Source organism: Streptomyces sp. NPDC016309, assembly GCF_043077235.1.
Lineage (GTDB): Bacteria > Actinomycetota > Actinomycetes > Streptomycetales > Streptomycetaceae > Streptomyces.
Map to the genome: position 1 here is coordinate 89,517 of NZ_JBIBSG010000008.1, position 14,614 is coordinate 104,130.

General features: G+C 73.5%; 16 protein-coding genes. 8 read left to right on the plus strand and 8 right to left on the minus strand.

The window, feature by feature from the left end; translation table 11 throughout:
- The first annotated feature begins 14 nt into the window (after window positions 1-14).
- Window positions 15-1,094 carry a zinc-binding dehydrogenase gene (locus ACF068_RS20975; RefSeq protein ID WP_392275781.1) on the plus strand — a complete coding sequence of 360 codons (1,080 nt, stop codon included), beginning with the start codon at window positions 15-17 and terminating at the stop codon, window positions 1,092-1,094.
- Between the two features lie 114 nt (window positions 1,095-1,208).
- Here ACF068_RS20975 and ACF068_RS20980 read toward each other — a convergent pair whose 3' ends face one another.
- Complete coding sequence (locus ACF068_RS20980; RefSeq protein WP_392275782.1) at window positions 1,209-1,904, minus strand: TetR/AcrR family transcriptional regulator; 696 nt, start codon at window positions 1,902-1,904, stop codon at window positions 1,209-1,211.
- A gap of 62 nt (window positions 1,905-1,966) precedes the next feature.
- Here ACF068_RS20980 and ACF068_RS20985 point away from each other — a divergent pair, with 62 nt between their 5' ends.
- The 3 genes from ACF068_RS20985 to ACF068_RS20995 are packed head-to-tail and all read left to right on the plus strand — an operon-like array spanning window position 1,967 to window position 4,165.
- A complete protein-coding gene (locus tag ACF068_RS20985) occupies window positions 1,967-3,118 on the plus strand; it encodes an acyl-CoA dehydrogenase family protein (RefSeq protein ID WP_392275783.1) in 1,152 nt (383 codons plus the stop codon).
- 58 nt (window positions 3,119-3,176) lie between these two features.
- Window positions 3,177-3,464 carry a YiaA/YiaB family inner membrane protein gene (locus ACF068_RS20990; RefSeq protein WP_392275784.1) on the plus strand — a complete coding sequence of 96 codons (288 nt, stop codon included), beginning with the start codon at window positions 3,177-3,179 and terminating at the stop codon, window positions 3,462-3,464.
- Window positions 3,465-3,523: 59 nt separating this feature from the next.
- A complete protein-coding gene (locus ACF068_RS20995) occupies window positions 3,524-4,165 on the plus strand; it encodes a TetR/AcrR family transcriptional regulator (RefSeq protein ID WP_392275785.1) in 642 nt (213 codons plus the stop codon).
- Here the strand turns inward: ACF068_RS20995 and ACF068_RS21000 are convergent.
- Window positions 4,156-4,617, minus strand: a complete 462-nt coding sequence (locus tag ACF068_RS21000; RefSeq protein WP_392275786.1) for a MaoC family dehydratase — start codon at window positions 4,615-4,617, stop codon at window positions 4,156-4,158. The genes ACF068_RS20995 and ACF068_RS21000 overlap by 10 nt on opposite strands.
- Before the next feature lie 102 nt (window positions 4,618-4,719).
- Here ACF068_RS21000 and soxR point away from each other — a divergent pair, with 102 nt between their 5' ends.
- A complete protein-coding gene (gene soxR, locus ACF068_RS21005; RefSeq protein ID WP_392275787.1) occupies window positions 4,720-5,220 on the plus strand; it encodes a redox-sensitive transcriptional activator SoxR in 501 nt (166 codons plus the stop codon).
- A 23-nt stretch (window positions 5,221-5,243) separates the two neighbouring features.
- On the opposite strand, the gene ACF068_RS21010 is transcribed toward soxR, so the two are convergent.
- From ACF068_RS21010 to ACF068_RS21030, 5 genes are all read right to left on the minus strand, one after another.
- Window positions 5,244-5,660, minus strand: coding sequence for a DUF2267 domain-containing protein (locus ACF068_RS21010; protein ID WP_392275788.1), 417 nt, complete (start codon window positions 5,658-5,660; stop codon window positions 5,244-5,246).
- Between the two features lie 93 nt (window positions 5,661-5,753).
- A complete protein-coding gene (locus ACF068_RS21015) occupies window positions 5,754-6,179 on the minus strand; it encodes an Hsp20/alpha crystallin family protein (protein ID WP_392275789.1) in 426 nt (141 codons plus the stop codon).
- A 175-nt stretch (window positions 6,180-6,354) separates the two neighbouring features.
- Window positions 6,355-7,065, minus strand: a complete 711-nt coding sequence (locus tag ACF068_RS21020; RefSeq protein WP_392275790.1) for a 3-keto-5-aminohexanoate cleavage protein — start codon at window positions 7,063-7,065, stop codon at window positions 6,355-6,357.
- A gap of 131 nt (window positions 7,066-7,196) precedes the next feature.
- Window positions 7,197-7,808, minus strand: a complete 612-nt coding sequence (locus ACF068_RS21025; RefSeq protein WP_392275791.1) for a hypothetical protein — start codon at window positions 7,806-7,808, stop codon at window positions 7,197-7,199.
- Window positions 7,809-8,134: 326 nt separating this feature from the next.
- A complete protein-coding gene (locus ACF068_RS21030) occupies window positions 8,135-9,373 on the minus strand; it encodes an exo-beta-N-acetylmuramidase NamZ domain-containing protein (protein WP_392275792.1) in 1,239 nt (412 codons plus the stop codon).
- 252 nt (window positions 9,374-9,625) lie between these two features.
- Here ACF068_RS21030 and ACF068_RS21035 point away from each other — a divergent pair, with 252 nt between their 5' ends.
- The 3 genes from ACF068_RS21035 to ACF068_RS21045 are packed head-to-tail and all read left to right on the plus strand — an operon-like array spanning window position 9,626 to window position 12,688.
- Window positions 9,626-10,393, plus strand: a complete 768-nt coding sequence (locus ACF068_RS21035) for an SDR family oxidoreductase (RefSeq protein WP_392275793.1) — start codon at window positions 9,626-9,628, stop codon at window positions 10,391-10,393.
- A complete protein-coding gene (locus ACF068_RS21040) occupies window positions 10,390-12,051 on the plus strand; it encodes a class I adenylate-forming enzyme family protein (protein ID WP_392275794.1) in 1,662 nt (553 codons plus the stop codon). Before ACF068_RS21035 ends, ACF068_RS21040 begins: the two co-directional genes overlap by 4 nt.
- Before the next feature lie 43 nt (window positions 12,052-12,094).
- Window positions 12,095-12,688: a TetR/AcrR family transcriptional regulator gene (locus tag ACF068_RS21045; RefSeq protein ID WP_392275795.1), complete on the plus strand. Its 594-nt coding sequence runs from the start codon at window positions 12,095-12,097 to the stop codon at window positions 12,686-12,688.
- 9 nt (window positions 12,689-12,697) lie between these two features.
- Here the strand turns inward: ACF068_RS21045 and ACF068_RS21050 are convergent, their stop codons facing one another.
- Entirely contained in the window at window positions 12,698-14,554 is a 1,857-nt protein-coding gene (locus tag ACF068_RS21050; protein ID WP_392275796.1) for a lysyl oxidase family protein, read from the minus strand.
- Window positions 14,555-14,614 lie beyond the last annotated feature (60 nt).

A 14,614-nucleotide genomic window follows, 5' to 3' on the forward strand; every position in this document is an offset into this window, starting at 1 on the left:
AGAGAGAAACGATCGTGGTCCGCGCCGCCGTCCTGCCCGCCATAGGTGCTCCGCTGGAGATCACCGGCATCGAACTCCCGGAGCCCGGCCCCGGCCAGGTGAGGGTCCGCCTCGCCGCCGCCGGCGTCTGCCACTCCGATCTGTCGCTGTCCAACGGCACCATGCGGGTGCCCGTCCCCGCCGTCCTCGGCCACGAGGGCGCCGGCACCGTGCTCGCCGTGGGCGAGGGCGTCACCCACGTCGCCCCCGGCGACGGCGTCGTCCTCAACTGGGCGCCGTCCTGCGGCTCCTGCCACCCCTGCACGCTCGGCGAGGTGTGGCTGTGCGCCGACGCCCTCACCGGCGCGGGCAACGTCCACGCCGTCACCGAGGACGGCAGGGAGCTCCACCCGGGCCTGAACGTCGCCGCGTTCGCCGAGGAGACCGTCGTCGCCGCCAACTGCGTGCTCCCCGTCCCCGACGGGGTACCGCTCACCGACGCCGCCCTCCTCGGCTGCGCCGTCCTCACCGGGTACGGGGCGGTCCACCACTCCGCGCGGGTCCGCGAGGGCGAGTCCGTCGTCGTGTTCGGCGTCGGCGGGGTGGGCCTCGCGACCCTCCAGGCGGCGCGGATCGCGGGCGCGGGGCCGGTCATCGCGGTCGACGTCTCGCCCGAGAAGGAAGGGCTCGCCCGGCGGGCCGGGGCCACCGAGTACCTGGTCGCCTCCGAGACCACGGCCAAGGAGGTCCGGAAGCTCACCGGCGGGCACGGCGCCGACGTGGCGGTCGAGTGCGTCGGCCGCGCCGCCACCATCCGTACCGCCTGGGACTCCACCCGGCGCGGCGGCCGCACCACGGTCGTCGGCATCGGCGGCAAGGACCAGCAGGTGACGTTCAACGCCCTGGAGATCTTCCACTGGGGCCGGACGCTCTCGGGCTGCGTGTACGGCAACTCCGACCCCGCCGCCGACCTGCCCGTCCTCGCCGCGCACATCCGCGCCGGACGGCTCGACCTGGACGCGCTCGTCACCGAGCGGATCGGGCTCGAGGGCATCCCGGCGGCGTTCGACAACATGCTCGCGGGCAAGGGCGGCCGCGCCCTGGTGGTCTTCTAGGCCTCCGCACCCGCCCGACCGGGAACCTCCCGGTCCCGCCCGGCCCGGCGGACGCCCCGGCCCGCCCCGCGCGGCCGGGGCGTCCGTGCGTCGGCGCGCCGCGGGGCCGCGCGGCTACCGTTCGGCCCCGGCCGAAGCGTCCCGCGCCACGGAGCCGCCCGGGGGCGGTGCGTCCCGTACGCCCTCGTAGCGGACCGCCAGTCCGTCCAACAGCGCCCGCAGGCCCGTTTCGAAGGCGCCCTCGTCGACCTGCTCCTGGCGTTCGGCGAGCAGATGGGCCTGGCCCAGGTGGGGGTAGTCGGCCGGGTCGTACGCCGTCTCGTCGTCGACGAAGCCGCGGGCGAACGAGCCGAGCGCCGAGCCGGTGATGAAGTACCGCATCAGCGCGCCGATGTGGGTGGCCTGGGCCGGGGGCCAGCCCGCGCGGACCATGGCGCCGAAGACGGCGTCGGCGACCCGGAGGCCCGCCGGACGGCGGCCCGGCCCCCGGGCCAGCACCGGGACGACGTTCGGGTGGGCGGTGAGGGCCGCGCGGTAGGAGACGGCCCAGTCGTGCAGGGCCGTACGCCAGTCGCGGCCGTCGGACTCGTCGAACATCGACAGGTCGACCCGGGCGCTCACGGAGTCCGCGACCGCCTCCAGGATCTCGTCCTTCGTCCGGAAGTGGTTGTAGAGCGACGGCCCGCTGACGCCCAGCTCGGCGGCGAGACGCCGGGTGGAGACGGCGTCCAGGCCCTCCGCGTCCACGAGCGCGGCGGCCGTGGCGACGATGCGGTCTCGGCTGAGGAGGGGCTTGCGCGGTCGGGCCATGCGGCACATAGTAGGCCTGGCACAAGAAACTAGCAGTGATAGTTAAAGTGGGGTGTGCGGGTATGGACCTGGAGCTGAGCGACGAGCAGGAAGCCGTCCGGCAGCTCGCCGAGGACTTCGTCCAGCGCGAGATCGCCCCGCACGTCGTGGCGTGGGACCGCGCCGAGAACGTCGACAAGTCGATCGTCAAGAAGCTCGGCGCGCTCGGCTTCCTCGGCCTGACCGTGCCGGAGGAGTACGGCGGCTCGGGCGGTGACCACCTGGCGTACTGCCTGGTGACCGAGGAGCTGGGGCGCGGCGACTCCTCCGTGCGCGGCATCGTCTCCGTCTCCCTCGGTCTGGTCGCCAAGACGGTCGCGGCCTGGGGCGACGAGGAGCAGAAGCGGCACTGGCTGCCCCGGCTCACCTCCGGCGACGCGATCGGCTGCTTCGGCCTCACCGAGCCCGGCACGGGGTCCGACGCCGGGAACCTCACCACCCGGGCCGTGCGCGACGGCGGCGACTACGTCATCGACGGCACCAAGATGTTCATCACCAACGGCACCTGGGCCGATGTGGTGCTCCTCTTCGCCCGGACCGGGGACCGCCCCGGCCACCGGGGCGTCTCCGCCTTCCTCGTCCCCACCGACACCCCCGGCCTCACCCGCCGCACCATCCACGGCAAGCTGGGCCTGCGCGGCCAGGCCACCGCCGAACTGGTCCTGGAGGGCGTCCGGGTCCCCGCCTCCGCCCTGCTCGGCCCCGAGGGCAAGGGCTTCTCCATCGCCATGTCCGCGCTCGCCAAGGGCCGGATGTCGGTCGCCGCCGGCTGCGTCGGCATCGCCAGGGCCGCGCTGGACGCGGCCGTGCGGTACGCGGGGGAGCGGGAGCAGTTCGGCAAGCCCATCGCCTCGTACCAGCTCGTCCAGGAGCTGATCAGCGACATCGCGGTGGACGTGGACGCGGCGCGGCTGCTCACCTGGCGGGTCGCCGATCTCGTCGACCGGGGCGAGGAGTTCGCCACGGCCGCCTCCAAGGCCAAGCTCTTCGCCTCCGAGGCCGCCGTGCGCTCCGCCAACAACGCCCTCCAGGTCTTCGGCGGTTACGGCTACATCGACGAGTACCCGGTCGGCAAACTCCTCCGCGACGCCCGGGTGATGACCCTCTACGAAGGCACCAGCCAGATCCAGAAGCTCATCATCGGCCGCGCCCTGACCGGGGTCTCCGCCTTCTGAGTACGGTGTGAGTACGGGTACGGATACGGGCCGTGCCACAGCCGCGCATCCTGTCCCCATGAGTGACACACCGGTCAAGCAGCAGAACACCGCCGCCTACTACGGCCAGGCCGTCGCGTCCTTCGCGGTCGCCCTCGGCGCGGTCGCGCTCGGCATCTTCAACCTGGAGACCGACGCCTGGGTGCGCGCCTTCCTCGGCATCGCCGTGCTCTACCTCACCACCTCCGCCTTCACCCTCGCCAAGGTCGTCCGCGACCGGCAGGAGGCCGGGCAGATCACCAGCCGCGTCGACCAGGCCCGGCTGGAGAAGCTGCTCGCCGAGCACGACCCGTTCCAGAAGCTCTAAGCGCTTGCTCACTGTCGGGGTATGGTGTTCCCTCCCGCGACCACCGGAAGGGGCGAACGATGAGCACGGCGGAGGAGACGGCCGGCGGCGAGGACACGCCGTGGGACGAGGTGACCCCCGACGCGGCCAGGCGGCTGCTCGTCGCCGCCGTCGAGGCCTTCGCCGAGCGCGGCTACCACGCCACCACCACCCGCGACATCGCGGGCCGGGCGGGTATGAGCCCGGCGGCGCTCTACATCCACTACAAGACCAAGGAAGAGCTGCTCCACCGGATCAGCCGCATCGGCCACGTGAAGGCCCTGGAGATACTCCAGGCCGCCGCCGACGGCCCCGGGACCGCCGCGGAGCGGCTCGCCGACGCCGTACGCTCCTTCGTCCGCTGGCATGCCGGACGGCGCACCACCGCGCGCGTGGTGCAGTACGAACTCGAGTCGCTCGGCGCCGAGCACCGCGAGGAGATCTTCGAGCTGCGCCGCAAGAGCGACGCCGCGGTGCGCCGGATCATCAACGAGGGCGTGGCGGCGGGCGAGTTCGACGTCCCCGACGTCTCCGGCACCACCCTGGCGGTGCTCTCGCTCTGCATCGACGTGGCCCGCTGGTTCAGCACCGCCGGACGCCGGACGCCCGACGAGGTCGGCGCGCTCTACGCCGACCTCGTCCTGCGCATGGTGGGGGCCGGGGCCCCCGGCGCTCAGAAGTAGTAGCGGGACAGGGACTCGGCGACGCACACCGGCTTGTCGCCGCCCTCGCGCTCCACCGTGACCACGGCCGTCACCTGCACACCGCCGCCCGCGTCCTCGACGTCCTTGAGGAGGGCCGTGGCGCGCAGCCGCGAGCCGACCGGCACCGGGGCGGGGAAGCGGACCTTGTTGGTCCCGTAGTTGACGCCCATCCGCATGCCCTCCACCCGCATGATCTGCGGTACGAGGAGGGGCAGCAGCGACAGCGTGAGGTAGCCGTGCGCGATGGTCGTCCCGAAGGGTCCCGAGGCGGCGCGCTCGGGGTCCACGTGGATCCACTGGTGGTCGCCGGTGGCCTCGGCGAACAGGTCGATCCGCTTCTGCTCGACCTCCAGCCAGTCGCTGTGCCCGAGCTGTTCGCCCACCGCGCCGCGCAGCTCGTCGGCGGACGTGAAGATCCTCGGCTCTGCCATGTCCCGGCTCCCTGACTCTCGATGTCTAAGCGCTTGCTCAGCATGCTGGCCGGGTGCGCTCCTGTCAACGGACCGCCGGGGACGACCAGTAGGGTTCGAGGGGTGCCGCAGCTTCCAGAGAAGATCCACGAGCTCACCGTCGGCCAGCTTTCCGCGCGCAGCGGGGCGGCCGTCTCGGCCCTGCACTTCTACGAGTCCAAGGGCCTCATCAGCAGCCGCCGCACCAGCGGCAACCAGCGCCGCTACAGCAGGGACGCGCTGCGCCGGGTCGCCTTCGTGCGCGCCGCGCAACGCGTGGGCATCCCGCTGGCCACGATCCGGGACGCCCTGGCGCGGCTGCCCGAGGAGCGCACGCCCACCCGGGAGGACTGGGCGCGGCTGTCCGAGGCGTGGCGCGCGGAACTGGACGAGCGGATCAAGCAGCTCGGCCGGCTGCGCGACCATCTGACCGACTGCATCGGCTGCGGCTGCCTCTCCCTGGAGACGTGCGTGCTGTCCAACCCGGACGACGTCTTCGGTGAGCGCCTCGCCGGCTCCCGCCTGCTGCCCGAGGCGCGGCGGCCGGCCGGCCGGAAGACCCCCGGGTCCGAAGCGCCGGCGTAGCCCCCGCTCGCGGTGCCGGGGCGTCAGGCCGGCGGGGGGAGGCCCGGGTCCATGCCGGGGCGGCCGAACAGGAGGTCGTACCCGGGCGGAAGCTGGAGGAGTATCCGGCGCATCAGGTCCTCGTCCGCGGTGTCGGCCACGACGCTCAGCACCGCGCCGATGTCCCACTTGGCCGTCTCCTCCGTGGCACCCTCGATCCACGCCGCCGTGGCCCGTACGAACCGGTCGGGCCCGAGCGGTTCGGCGGCCGGGAGCGGGTTGAGCAGCACCAGGGCACAGGTTTCCGGCAGGCCGGCGGCCAGCTCGGCCCGCTCGTTGCCGACGAGATGGGCGCCCAGCAGCGCCAGGACGACCCTGGCCGCCCGGTCCGCCTCCCGCCGGGAGGGGTATTCACCGCGTTCCTGTACCGCGGTCAGGAACGCGTCCCAACGCATGCGCATCTCTCTTCCCCTCGGTACCTCGATCGACGGGCCCGGGCGGGGCCGGGAGGAACCGGGCCCCGCCCGTCTCTCGCGCTGCGGCGGCGGGCCGGGTCAGCCGCTGATCTGCTTGCGGTCGCTGCCGCCGCTGATCTCGATCTTGCGGGGCTTGGCCTGCTCGGCGACCGGGATCCGCAGCGTCAGGACACCGACGTCGTACGACGCCTCGATGCGCTCGGTGTCCAGCGTCTCGCCCAGGAAGAGCTGGCGGCTGAAGGTGCCGGACGGCCGCTCGGCGATCACCATCTCGGCGTCGCCGTCCGGGGCCGTACGCCGCTCGGCCCTGACGGTGAGGACGTTGCGCTCGACGTCCAGGTCGATGCTCTCGGGCGTCACGCCCGGGAGGTCGAGCCGGACGACGAAGGTCTCCCCCTCGCGGTAGGCGTCCATCGGCATGGCCGCCGGGTGGGTGCCGGTGCCCAACAGGCGCTCGGTGAGCCGGTCGAGCTCACGGAAGGGGTCGGTCCGCATCAGCATCATCGGTCCCTCCTCTGCGTCATCACGGATGCTGCTGACGTCTGCTTTTTCTTATAGCTCGGCCGGTGAAAGTTGACAAGCCGCGACTCAAGAAAACTCACTCGCGTGCTCCTGGCCGACCGCGTGCCCGCGCGCGGCAGATGCCTGTCCGCTCGGCGGGCACGTGTCCGCCCGGCGGTCACGCCCGGTACGCCCGCGCCGCCTCCACCAGCCGCGCGTTCGACCCCGCGGGCCGCCCGTCGGGCAGGACCAGCGTGTCCTCCAGGCCCACGCGGGTGTCCAGCCCCAGCCGTACCGCCAGGCGCAGCACGGGCCAGGCGCCGCCCTCCTCGCCGTGCAGCAGGACGGGCACGCCACGGGCACCGCCCAGCTCCGCCAGCAGCGCCCGGGCCGTGTCCCCGGCCGTCGCCGCGTCCCGGTCCGTCACCTCGGCCAGCACCCTCGTCACCCGGGGCGCCAGGGGCGACGCCAGGAACCGCCGCGCGCCGTCCGTACCGGACCAGACACCGGCCTCCACGCCCACGCCGCGCTCCAGCAGCGCGGCGGCGACCTCCTCGGCGCCCGGCTCGTGCCAGTTGACCGAGGCGTGGTCGGGCAGCACCGTCCAGGAGCGCACCCGCTCCACCCGCCGCCGTGGATCCGGCTCGGCCCAGGCGCCCGTGGTCACCCCGACCGGGACGTCCACCACCTCCCGTACCGCCCCGAGTGCCGCGGCCACCACCCGTGGGGACATCGTGTCGTCCCCGCACGGTGTCTTGGGGTGCAGATGGACATCGGCGGCCCCGGCCGCGACCGCGCGGGCGGCCGCCTCGGCCAGCGCGGCGGGCGACACGGGGACGGCCGCGGCGTCACCGGGCCCGCGGCTCCCGTTCAGACAGACCTGGATCATGCCCCGATGGTGGCATCCTCCACCGGCGACGGGCCCGCCACCGGCGACGGGCCCACGACCGGCGAGGGGCGTACCGGCCGGGCTGAGGGGGCGTGCCGACGCAGTCGCGCGCCCCCGCTCGTTGCCCGCACTCACGCCACCGACACGAGTTCCCGGCGCCGCTCCCGTTTCGCCGTCGCCAGCGCGTCGGGCGTCAGCACCGCCTGCGGCACCACCACTCCGCAGTGGGTGCACACCGGTCCGAACCACGGCTCGTTCGACAGGTCCGGTCGCCAGACGATCGCGTCCCCCGCGCACACCGGGCAGTGCTCGCCGGGGCCGGCCTCCAGGGCGGTGATCAGCCGGCGCAGCGCCTCCGCCAGGGGCACCGTCGGGTGCAGCGACGGGTCGTCGCACCGCGCTATGCCGTTGCCGCCCCACGTGCGCCGGTGCCAGTCGTCGATCCAGCCGGGCCGCCGCAGCCCGTCGTGCTTCTCGCGCCTGCGGCGCGCGGCGAACTTCTCCTCGTACGCGAGCCAGACCGCCCGTGCCTCCTCCAGCTCGTCGAGCGCGGCCACCAGCCGCGCCGGATCGGGTTCCCGGTCCTCCGGCCCGAACCTGTGCCTGGTGCACAGGTGGTCCCAGGTCGCCCGGTGCCCATAAGGGGCGAACCGCTCAAGGCACTTGCGCAGCGAGTACCGCCGCAGCGCCAGATCACATCCCGGATCACGCACCTGTCTTGCAAGACTCCGGAAACCGGCCATTGCACTGCCACCTCCGTCACTCGTACTTCGGCGTCGATGAATGGACGTACGGGTTCCCGGTTCGGCTCCATCGAAAAACGAATGACGCCCATCAGCGGGACATCTGACGTGAAATGTCCCCACGGCGCCGGGAGTGGCGCTCCGGCGGAACTGACGCTCCCTCACCACACAGCGGGTACGGCGGCGTCCGGCCGCGCACGAACACCCCCATACCCGGCCGTACCGCCCGCGCGACGGCAACGGCGGGATACCACCGCTCCGGACGGCCGGTCCCCGGCGCCGCCACCCCGGCGGCCGTGGCCGGTTCGGCCACCGGCCCCACCGGATCAGCGGTACATCAGGTACCGCCGGCGCACCGCGCGGAAGGCCGCCAGGTCCGCCTCCCAGGCGCCCACGACCTCGTCCGTGTCCGCGCCCGCGTCGACCAGCGTCCGGACCCGGGTCGAACCCGTCAGCTTGTCGATCCAGTTGTCCGCCCGCCAGGCGAACCCGCTCCAGCTCCGTTTCGCCGTCACCAGCAGACCGATACCCGCGCGCACCGGATCGAACGCCTCCCGGTCGTGGACGTGCACCTGCACCCCGCCCACCGTCCTGCCCTGGAACTTGGAGAACACCGGGGCGAAGTACGCCTCCCGGAAGCGCACGCCCGGCAGGTCCAGGGCGTTCGCGGCCTCCGCCCAGCGCCGGTCGACGCCCTCGGCGCCCAGCAGTTCGAAGGGCCGGGTCGTCCCCCGCCCCTCCGAGAGGTTCGTGCCCTCGAACAGACACGTCCCGGAGTACACCAGCGCCGTGTCCGGCGTCGGCATGTTGGGGCTCGGCGGCACCCACGGCAGCCCCGTGGCGTCGAAGAAGTCCGACCGCCGCCACCCCGACATCCGTACCGTCGCCAGCTCCACCGGCTTCGCCAGGAACTCCCCGTTGAACAGCCGCGCCAGTTCCGCCACCGTCATCCCGTGCGCCTGGGCGATCGGCTCCCGCCCCACGAAGGTCGCGAACGGCCGCTCCAGGACGGGCCCCAGCGCGGCCCGCCCGGTCACCGGGTTCGGGCGGTCCAGCACCATGAGGCGCTTGCCCGCGAGCGCCGCCGCCACCATGCAGTCGTACAGCGTCCAGATGTACGTGTAGAAGCGGGCGCCCACGTCCTGGATGTCGAACACGACCGTGTCGACGCCCGACGCGGTGAAGACGTCCGCCAGGGGCTGCCCGCTCTTCAGGTACGTGTCGTAGACCGGCAGCCCCGTCGCCGGGTCGTCGTACCGCCCCTCCGAACCGCCCGCCTGGGCCGTGCCCCGGAACCCGTGCTCGGGGCCGAACACCGCCACCAGGTCCACCCGGTCGTCGGCGTGCATCACGTCCACGATGTGCCGGGCCCCTGCCGTCACCCCCGTCGGGTTGGTCACCACGCCCACCCGCTGCCCGGCCAGCGCCGCGTACCCGTCGGCCGCGAGCAGGTCGAAACCGGTCCGCACCCGCCGGCCGCCCCCGTGCGCGACGGCGGGCGCCGCGGCCGCCACCGCCCCGGCCGCACCGCCGGCGACCAGCAGACCCCGCCTGGACACGCTCATCCGCACACCTCCGTGACGACCGACCGTTCCGGCCACGCACGCTAGCGCGCCCCGCGCCGCCAGGGAACGAACACGGCACGACGGCCTTCCCTCCGCACATACCGACTGGTTAGTCTGTCGCTCGTCCGTGGTCATCGGTCACCCTCACCGGGCGCCGGCCACAGGTCGCCGGGCACCGGCGACAGGCTGCCCGGCACCGGTCACCGGCACCGCGGGCACGCCAGACACCAGTCACCAGAGAGGCGGGTCCCGATGAGCACGACGGTCCAGGGCGCGGGCGTGGTCGTCACCGGAGCGGGCGGCGGCATCGGAGCCGCCCTCGCGCGCAGGTTCGCCGCGGAAGGGGCCCGCGTCGTGGTCAACGACCTCGACCCCGCCCGCACCAAGGCCGTCGCCGACGAGATCGGCGCCACCGCCGTCCCCGGCGACGCCTCCGCGATCGTCGACGAGGCCCGCGACGCGCTCGGCGGCACCGTCGACGTCTACTGCGCCAACGCCGGCCTCGCCTCACCCGGCGACGCCTTCGCCGGCGAGGACGTCTGGGCGGCCGCCTGGGACGTCAACGTGATGGCCCACGTCCGCGCCGCCCGCGCCCTGCTGCCCGACTGGCTGGAGCGCGGCTCGGGCCGCTTCGTCTCCACTGTCTCCGCCGCCGGGCTGCTCACCATGGTCGGCGCCGTGCCGTACAGCGTGTCCAAGCACGGCGCCTACGCCTTCGCCGAATGGCTCTCGCTCACCTACCGCCACCGCGGCCTGAAGGTCCACGCGATCTGCCCGCAGGGCGTCCGCACCGACATGCTCACCGCCGCCGGCTCGGCCGGGGACCTCGTCCTCGCCCCCACCGCCATCGAACCCGAGGACGTGGCCGACGCGCTGTTCGAGGGCATCGAGTCCGACCGCTTCCTGATCCTGCCGCACCCCGAGGTGGCCGGTTACTACCGGGCCCGTGCGAGCGACCCCGAACGCTGGCTGAACAATATGAGCCACATCCAGCAGAAGTGGGAGGGCAGCGGGCAGTGAACCCGACGACCTCGATCTACGCGGCCAAGCCCTGGCTCGCCCAGCTCAGCGACGCCCAGCGGGCGCCGGTCCGGCCGGCGGCCACCCTGGTGCACGCCCTCCGCGCGGCCGCCGCCCGCGCCCCGGAGCACCCCGCGCTGGCCTATTTCGACGGTCGCCTGACCTACCGCGAGACCGACGCGCTCTCCGACTCGGTGGCCGGACACCTGGCCTCCCGGGGCATCGGCCGCGGCGACCGGGTCGCGGTCATGCTCCAGAACACCCCGCACTTCGTCCTCGCCCTCCTCGGCGCCTGGAAGGCGGGCGCCACCGTCGTCCCGCTGAACCCGATGTACAAGTCGGCCGAGGTCGCCCACGCCCTGGACGACTCCGGGGCGAGCGCGCTGGTCTGCTCCGACCGCGCCTGGGAGGCGTACCTCCGCGGGACCGCCGCGGCCTCGTCCGTGACCGTCGTCCTCACCGCCTGCGAGAAGGACCTCCAGACCCGCGACGACCCGCGCGTCCTCGGCTTCGAGCGGCTGCCCGTCCCGGCCGACACCCACGACCTGGTCGCCGTCGCGCGGGCCGGGCACCCGGCGCCCGACGGGCGGGACCCCGCCGGCCCCGACATCGCCCTGATCAGCTACACCTCCGGCACCAGCGGCACCCCCAAGGGCGCCATGAACCGGCACGACGGGATCATGTACAACGCCGAGCGGCAGCGCACCGGCCACCCCGTCGAGGAGGGCGCCGCCTACTTCGCCCTCGCCCCGCTCTTCCACATCACCGGCCTGGTCTGCGAACTGGCCGCCTGCGTCGCCAACGCGGGCACCCTCGTCCTCGCGTACCGCTTCGAGGCGGGCGTCGTCCTGGACGCCTTCGCCGAGCACCGTCCCGCCTACACCGTCGGCCCCTCCACCGCCTTCATGGCCCTGGCCGCCCACCCCGCCGCCACGCCCGGCCACTTCGCCTCCTTCCGGGTGATCTCCTCCGGCGGCGCCCCGGTGCCCCCGGCGCTCGTCGAGAAGTTCCGCACCGCGTTCGGCCCCTACATCCGCAACGGCTACGGCCTCACCGAGTGCACCGCCCCCTGCGCCTCCGTACCGCCCGAGAAGGAGGCGCCGGTCGACCCCGTCTCCGGCACCCTGTCGGTCGGCGTGCCGGGACCCGCGACCGTCGTGCGCATCCTGGACGAAACGGGCGCCGAGGTGCCGTTCGGCGAGCAGGGCGAGATCGCGGTACGCGGCCCCCAGGTCGTCCCCGGCTACTGGCGGCTGCCGGAGGCCACCGCCACGACCTTCCCGGACGGCGAACTGCGCACCGGCGACATCGGCTTCATGGACCCGGACGGCTGGCTCTACGTCGTCGACCGCAAGAAGGACATGATCAACGCCTCCGGCTTCAAGGTGTGGCCGCGCGAGGTGGAGGACGTCCTCCACACCCATCCGGCGGTCCGCGAGGCGGCCGTCGTCGGGGTCCCCGACGCCTACCGGGGGGAGACGGTCAAGGCCTACGTCAGCCTCCGGCCCGGCGCCTCGATCGAGCCCGCCGAGCTGTCCGCGTACTGCGAGCGGCGGCTGGCGGCGTACAAATATCCCCGCGAGGTCGAGATCCTGCCGGAACTCCCCAAGACCACGAGTGGGAAGATCCTCAGGCGGGAACTGCGTTACCCCGCGTAAGACGACGGCGACACGGACGCGGACACGAGAGAGGTGGCGGCACATGGCCAGGACGACGGACGGGAGCGGCACCCCCGTCCCCCAGAGGCTGCTGGCCACCGCCACCCGGCTCTTCGCGGAGCGCGGCTACGACCGCACCTCCGTCCAGGAGATCGTCGAGGCGGCGGGCGTCACCAAGGGCGCCCTCTACCACTACTTCGGCTCCAAGGAGGACCTGCTCCAGGAGGTGTACTCGCGCGTGCTGCGGCTCCAGCAGGAGCGGCTGGACGCCTTCGCGGGCGCGGACGCCCCGGTGGAGCAGCGGCTGCGCGACGCCGCCGCCGACGTGGTGGTCACCACCATCGACAACCTCGACGACGCGTCGATCTTCTTCCGGTCGATGCACCACCTGAGCCCGGAGAAGAACAAGCAGGTGCGGGCGGAGCGGCGCCGCTACCACGAGCGGTTCCGGGCCCTCATCGAGGAGGGCCAGGAGGAGGGCGTCTTCTCCACCGCCACGCCCGCGGACCTGGTGGTGGACTACCACTTCGGCTCGGTCCACCACCTGTCCACCTGGTACCGCCCGGGCGGGCCGCTCAGCCCCCAGCAGGTGGCCGACCACCTGGCCGACCTGCTGCTGAGGGCGTTGCGGCCCTGACGCCGGACGTCAGTTGGCGTTCACCAGGTCGTGCGCCGGCACGGTGACCGTACGGGCGCCCTTCTTCCCGCCGAGGACGATCTTGCGCAGCGCGCTGTTGTTGGTCAGGTCGGTCTCCTTGAGCCGCTTCGCCGGGTTGGCCAGCACCTGGATGTAGTAGGTGCCGTTCGGCAGCGTGGTGATGTCGAAGGACTGGCCGGGCAGGTCCTGGGTGTAGGTGTCGCCGGAACCGACGTCCAGCACCTCACGCACCGAGATCGAGTTCTCCTGGCCGCAGGCCGTGGACAGGTCGGTGTTGTACGGGTGCCAGTTGGCGTTCTTCACCGTGTAGTCGACCGCGTCCGTGTTGGCCAGGCAGAAGGCCTCCTTGCCGCTGCGCACGGCCTCCTTCTGGTCCGCCTTCAGCAGCCGGTAGCTGGCGAAGTCGGTGAAGTGCCAGTGCACGTGGCCCGGGCGCGGGTCCCACTCCATGGTGCCGGTCGGGGTGTAGCCGACCTGCTTGCCCTTGGCGTCGTAGAAGTACTGGTAGGCGTCCATCAGCTCCTTGCCGGGGGAGCGGAAGCCGTCGACGACGAGCTGGGCGGGGCCGGCGTTCCACACGTTGGCGCTGAAGGCGAGGAAGTCCTTGCCCTTGTCGGGCCCCTCGGTGGCCGGCGGGCTGACGGTGATGCCGTAGGCGGGCAGCGAACGGAGGTCGGGCTTGGGGACGTCGGGCACGGTCGCCTTGCCGGTCGGCCGCTTGGGGGCGGCCTTCACCGCGGGCGCCTTGCGGGAGCCGTCGGTCTGGCCGCCCCCGTCACCCATCCGCGCCCCCGCCTTCAGGCCCTGCCGCTTGACCGCCCACGGCACGGCGGGCGGTGCCGGGATCAGAGGCCCGTGGCCCACGTTGTACGAGGGTCCCGCACCGCTGGTGGGAGCCGCGGGCGCCGCCGGGGCCACGGCCCCGTGCCCCGCGTGCCCGCCCGCGGTGCCGTGCCCGGCCGCCGCGGTGCCGTGCCCGGCCGGAGCCGGGTGCGTGCCGTGGCCCGCCGGAGCGCCGTGCCCGTCGTGCCCGGCGGCGGACGGGGCCGCGTGCCCGTCGTGCCCGGCCGGGGCGGTCACCCCGGTGTGGCCGGCCGCGTGGGTGTCGCGCCGCGCGGCGGACGCCACTCCGGCGCCGCCCCCCTCGCCGCTGACCTCGCGCACGGTCACCTTGACCGTCTGCGGCTTGTCCGCGATGCCGAAGACGTCCCGGTAGCGCTTCGCCACGGACACCTTGGCCGTGTAGGTGCCGGCCGGCAGGACGACGGGCCGCGAGTAGACGCCCGCGTACGTGTTGGCGGCCCAGCCCTGCTCCACGCCCCACACGGAACCGAGCGTGAAGGGGTTGGTGGGGCAGCTCTCCGGATACTTCGACGTCGCCGGGGCGTCGGGCCGGACCCGTCCCGAGGCGTTGTTGGGGCAGAAGTCCTCCGTGCGGTTCAGCACGGTCTTCCCGGCCGCGTTGGTGAGGGTGACCTGGACGAACCCGGGCAGCCCCGAGAAGTCCTTCACCAGGCCCGCGGGCAGCGCCTTGGCGCGGGTCCTGTTCCCCTCGCGGACCATCTGCGTGGCGACGACCGGGTCCTTGTAGGACTTGCGGGTCACCCGCAGTTCCAGCGGGGCGCCCTCGGCGGTGAGGTAGGTACCGAGGTCGAGGTAGACGCCCGGTTCCTCCTTGTAGGAGTCGAGCGTCACCGACTTGGCGGCGGCGATCAGGCTGAGCTGCGGGGTGGACGGGGCCGCCTTGCCGTCGGGCGCGGCGGCGACGATGCCGGCGGTCACGGCGACGGCCGCGGTTCCGGCGATCACCGAGCGCCCGAGACGGGTCTGGTGGGATCTGGTCATCGTTCCTCGTTCTGCGAGTGCCGATCGGGGACGGAGGGCGGCCGGCGCGCGTGGTCGGGG

Coding starts and splice junctions, on each gene's coding strand:
- ACF068_RS20980 (WP_392275782.1), bottom strand. CDS start 1,904: ATGGCCCGACCGCGCAAGCCCCTCCTCAGCCGAGACCGCATCGTCGCC.
- ACF068_RS20985 (WP_392275783.1), top strand. CDS start 1,967: ATGGACCTGGAGCTGAGCGACGAGCAGGAAGCCGTCCGGCAGCTCGCC.
- ACF068_RS20990 (WP_392275784.1), top strand. CDS start 3,177: ATGAGTGACACACCGGTCAAGCAGCAGAACACCGCCGCCTACTACGGC.
- ACF068_RS20995 (WP_392275785.1), top strand. CDS start 3,524: ATGAGCACGGCGGAGGAGACGGCCGGCGGCGAGGACACGCCGTGGGAC.
- ACF068_RS21000 (WP_392275786.1), bottom strand. CDS start 4,617: ATGGCAGAGCCGAGGATCTTCACGTCCGCCGACGAGCTGCGCGGCGCG.
- ACF068_RS21010 (WP_392275788.1), bottom strand. CDS start 5,660: ATGCGCATGCGTTGGGACGCGTTCCTGACCGCGGTACAGGAACGCGGT.
- ACF068_RS21015 (WP_392275789.1), bottom strand. CDS start 6,179: ATGATGCTGATGCGGACCGACCCCTTCCGTGAGCTCGACCGGCTCACC.
- ACF068_RS21020 (WP_392275790.1), bottom strand. CDS start 7,065: ATGATCCAGGTCTGTCTGAACGGGAGCCGCGGGCCCGGTGACGCCGCG.
- ACF068_RS21025 (WP_392275791.1), bottom strand. CDS start 7,808: ATGGCCGGTTTCCGGAGTCTTGCAAGACAGGTGCGTGATCCGGGATGT.
- ACF068_RS21030 (WP_392275792.1), bottom strand. CDS start 9,373: ATGAGCGTGTCCAGGCGGGGTCTGCTGGTCGCCGGCGGTGCGGCCGGG.
- ACF068_RS21035 (WP_392275793.1), top strand. CDS start 9,626: ATGAGCACGACGGTCCAGGGCGCGGGCGTGGTCGTCACCGGAGCGGGC.
- ACF068_RS21045 (WP_392275795.1), top strand. CDS start 12,095: ATGGCCAGGACGACGGACGGGAGCGGCACCCCCGTCCCCCAGAGGCTG.
- ACF068_RS21050 (WP_392275796.1), bottom strand. CDS start 14,554: ATGACCAGATCCCACCAGACCCGTCTCGGGCGCTCGGTGATCGCCGGA.